Source organism: Mesobacillus sp., from assembly GCF_049588175.1.
In the GTDB taxonomy this organism is placed as follows: Bacteria; Bacillota; Bacilli; order Bacillales; family Cytobacillaceae; genus Mesobacillus.
This window is the reverse complement of record NZ_JBAVFI010000719.1, coordinates 1-3,528: the sequence shown is the minus strand read 5'-3', so window position 1 is coordinate 3,528 and position 3,528 is coordinate 1. Positions and strand designations below refer to the sequence as shown.

Here is a 3,528-nt window from a genome sequence, read left to right as displayed (position 1 = left end):
TGGATTTTTAAAAGATTTGGCTCTGTTAAACAAGTCTGTTGATTTTCGTTCCAGGCGCTTCGCTTTCCGCGGAAGAATTATGAAAAAGCCCAACTGCCGGCTTTTTCATAAGCAAATTCTTCTAGGGGCTGGCGCTGAGCCTCCTCGTCGCTTCGCTCCTGCGGGGTGCAAATGATCCCTCACGAGAATCATTTCACCTAGGTCTCACCTGTCCAGCTGCGCCCGCAGGACATTGATTAGCTTCCTCGAATTTGCCCACGCACGATGGAAATGCGTTAGCATTTTCGGAGGAGTCCACGCGCCTTCCACTACAATCAACAGAGTTTAATAATCAGCATTCAGCTTTAACAGAGCCAATTAATAAAAAAGCACGCCCCTTTTCGAAGCATGCTTGATCATTTATATTAGATTTAGTGAAATTTGCAGCCGTTCCTTCGCCTCTTTTACCATTCGATCCAAAAGTTCCTGAACAGTTGGTATATCGGAAATCAATCCGGAGACCTGTCCGCCATTCATGAAACCTCGCTCTGCATTCCCTTCAAGCGCACCTTTTTTATGCAGTTCTTCGGAAGTCAGTTCAGCAAACTCATCTGCGGTAACCCCCAGCTTTTCAGCCTCAAGCAGCTTCTCTGCGTATGGTGTGTTCAACAGTCTGCGAATCCTTCCAACAGATCTCCCCACAATGACCGTTTCATGATCGGTCGCCTGCAATAATTTTTGCTTATAGGCTTCATGAAAAGGAGCTTCGCTGGTAGCGATAAATCTTGTTCCCATTTGGACCCCAGATGCTCCCAATGCCAGCATGGCAGCAAGACCTTTACCGTCCCCAATACCTCCAGCTGCAGCTACAGGAATATTGACTTGTCCGACAATCTGCGGAATTAGTGCAAGAGTGGTCGTTTCAAGATTTGAATTGATGCCTGCAGCCTCATATCCTTCAGCTACTAAAATATTTGCCCCGGCGGCTTCAGCTTTCTTTGCCTGTTTTACTGAAGCTACAACAGCAATCACTTTTATACCTGATTCATGCAGTTTGGGAATAAAAGGTGCCGGATTGCCTGCGGAAAGAGTGACAACAGGAACCTGATGTTTGACAGCAAGTCTCAGCACTTCCACCGCATTGGGGGATACACTTAAAGCTACATTTACAGAAAACGGCTTAGATGTCCTGGCTTTTGTTTCTACAATTATCTTTTCCACTTCATCGGCGGACATCGTGCCAGCACCAATTGTTCCAAGACCTCCCGCCTCTGAAACAGCTGCGGTTAATGCAGCATTGCTGATATTCCCCATTCCACCCTGGATGATTGGATATTTTATGCCCAGAACAGAAGTAATTCCATTCACAAAAATTCCCCCTTCGTTATAATAATGTTATACTAATTTTAAAATTATGACAATTAAGAAAAGGAGTGTTTTTATGATTCTATCCTATTTGGATAAGGTGCCTTCAGTCGATGAAACTGTGTTCATGGCACCAGGGAGCTATATTATTGGCGACGTAAAAATTGGCAAGCATTCAAGTGTCTGGTTCAATGCAGTTTTGCGCGGAGATGAGGATACGATTACCATTGGGGAAAACTGCAGCATTCAGGACAATGTTACTTGCCACTTGTATGAAGGTTCCCCGCTGGTCATTGAAGATGACGTTACGGTTGGGCATAATGCCATCCTCCACGGCTGCACCATCCGAAAAAGATGTATCATTGGCATGGGTTCAACCATTCTTGATGGCGCTGATATCGGTGAAGAATGTATCATCGGAGCTAATACTTTAATTCCAGCTGGGAAGAAAATTCCGCCACGCTCCTTAGTAGTTGGAGCACCGGGAAAAGTCGTCAGGGAAATCGGCGAAAAGGATTTAGAGTTAATCCAACTATCAATCGATACATATGTCCAGAAGGGCAAGGAATACCTAGAGCACTTAAAGAGTGTATAATTTATCTCGTTAAAAAAGAGCCTGGTGAATTCCAGGCTCTTTTATTTTCACCCCTGGTTTGTTATCATGCCTTTTCCATAACACCCTTCCTCATCCGTCTCTTTACCTGGAATAGGACAATTACGATTTCAATTTACCTGTATAAAATGAAAAAGACACAACCATTGCAGATCGTGCCTCTAACAATTATTCCATGATATATGGATGATCCATAACATCATAATCAACAGCTTTATGCTTAATTTCATTGCCTTCTTTGAAGACGGACTCGAAGAAACGGGATGCTGGCTCCGCCAGCTCCTTGTAGTATTCGCTGAAGAGTGAGGCTGCGTGGCTTCCGAGCCATTTTTCAGGCAATAGCTCCTCTGGCAGTCCTGGATCAAAGAACAGAAACTTTCTGTATTCATGGACAAGCTTTGTCCGCTCTACGAAGCATTCTGCGTCTGACATGCTTCCCTTTTGTATCTTGTTTTTATCGATGATGTATTTCTGGCTGTATTCACTGATGAAATCCTGGTACTTTGCATTGATTTCATGTAAATCCCAGCTTTTTTCTACCAATCTCTTATTTTCATGAGGACCATTGTACTCTGCCACAAAGAAATCAACGTACTGTTTAATCTCGTATTTTTCAATTAAATCATTTACTTGCCTTTCGAGATTGTTGGCAGATATCCAAAAGCTGTTTGACATTGAACCAAATCCGCTCCAGATTAATTCCTTCCGCAGCTCGTCACGGACATTCCGGATTTCCTCAGGGATCGTATACATCAGGATTCTCCATTTGCCATCCCACTCTTCAGGCTTCAGCTTAAAGATACGCTTACCTGCTTCATCAATCCTTTTCTGGCCGCGGGGAGTCAGCGAGTAATAGCTCTTGTTGCCAATCTTCTCAGCCTGCACCCATCCTTGCTTATTCATCCTGGAAATGGCTGCTCTAACAGACTGATCATTGTGCCCAAATTCGTTAAGCAGCCGAATCAAGCTGCCAATCCAAATCTTGCTCCCATAATGAGATATATAGTCACCATAAAGTGTGAAAATCATTGATCTAGTATTCAAGCTTCTGTCACCCTCGTTTTTTTAGTTGAACGGATAAAATCCGTTATAGAACATTTTACAGTATTATCATTATTTTGCAAAAACAATTTGCTAAAATAGCAAAAATCCATAGGGAATTATCCCTATGGATGGTTATTATTCCGCAGTGAAAACTGGTCTGCGTTTTTCACTGAAAGCATTTAAAGCTTCAACACGATCCTTTGTTGGAATCGTGACTTCATACGCCTTCGACTCTATTGCAAGCCCTGTCTGCAGGTCGGTGCTGCTTCCATGCTGGATGGCATACTTAGCCTGCCTTACCGCTATAGGCGCATTTTGAAGGATTTCATCTGCTAACTCCTTGCAAACTGGCATCACGCTTTCTTTCGCAGCGACATCCGTTAAAATTCCAAGTTCAAGAGCCTTTTCAGCAGAAATTTTCCTTGCTGTAAAAATCAATTCCTTCGCCTTCATTTCCCCGATGAGCCTTGAAAGACGCTGTGTTCCACCAGCACCTGGAATGATCCCCCAGCTTACCTCTGTCATGC

4 protein-coding genes are annotated in these 3,528 nt (G+C 43.6%); 1 reads left to right on the top strand and 3 read right to left on the bottom strand.

The window, feature by feature from the left end:
• Positions 1–399: 399 nt before the first annotated feature.
• On the bottom strand, positions 400–1,347 hold the full coding sequence (locus WB217_RS17500) for an NAD(P)H-dependent flavin oxidoreductase (protein ID WP_423994571.1): 948 nt from the start codon (positions 1,345–1,347) through the stop codon (positions 400–402).
• Positions 1,348–1,420: 73 nt separating this feature from the next.
• On the opposite strand from WB217_RS17500, the gene WB217_RS17495 reads away from it, so the two are divergent.
• On the top strand, positions 1,421–1,939 hold the full coding sequence (locus tag WB217_RS17495) for a gamma carbonic anhydrase family protein (protein ID WP_423994570.1): 519 nt from the start codon (positions 1,421–1,423) through the stop codon (positions 1,937–1,939).
• 186 nt (positions 1,940–2,125) lie between these two features.
• On the opposite strand, the gene paaX is transcribed toward WB217_RS17495, so the two are convergent.
• Positions 2,126–3,001, bottom strand: coding sequence for a phenylacetic acid degradation operon negative regulatory protein PaaX (gene paaX / locus WB217_RS17490; RefSeq protein WP_423994569.1), 876 nt, complete (start codon positions 2,999–3,001; stop codon positions 2,126–2,128).
• 135 nt (positions 3,002–3,136) lie between these two features.
• Positions 3,137–3,528 (bottom strand): enoyl-CoA hydratase-related protein (locus WB217_RS17485; RefSeq protein ID WP_423994568.1); only part of this gene is annotated, 392 nt, incomplete at its 5' end.

What these genes read in the sequence shown, in the direction of transcription:
- WB217_RS17495 (WP_423994570.1), top strand. Translation starts at nt 1,421, where the DNA reads ATGATTCTATCCTATTTGGATAAGGTGCCTTCAGTCGATGAAACTGTG.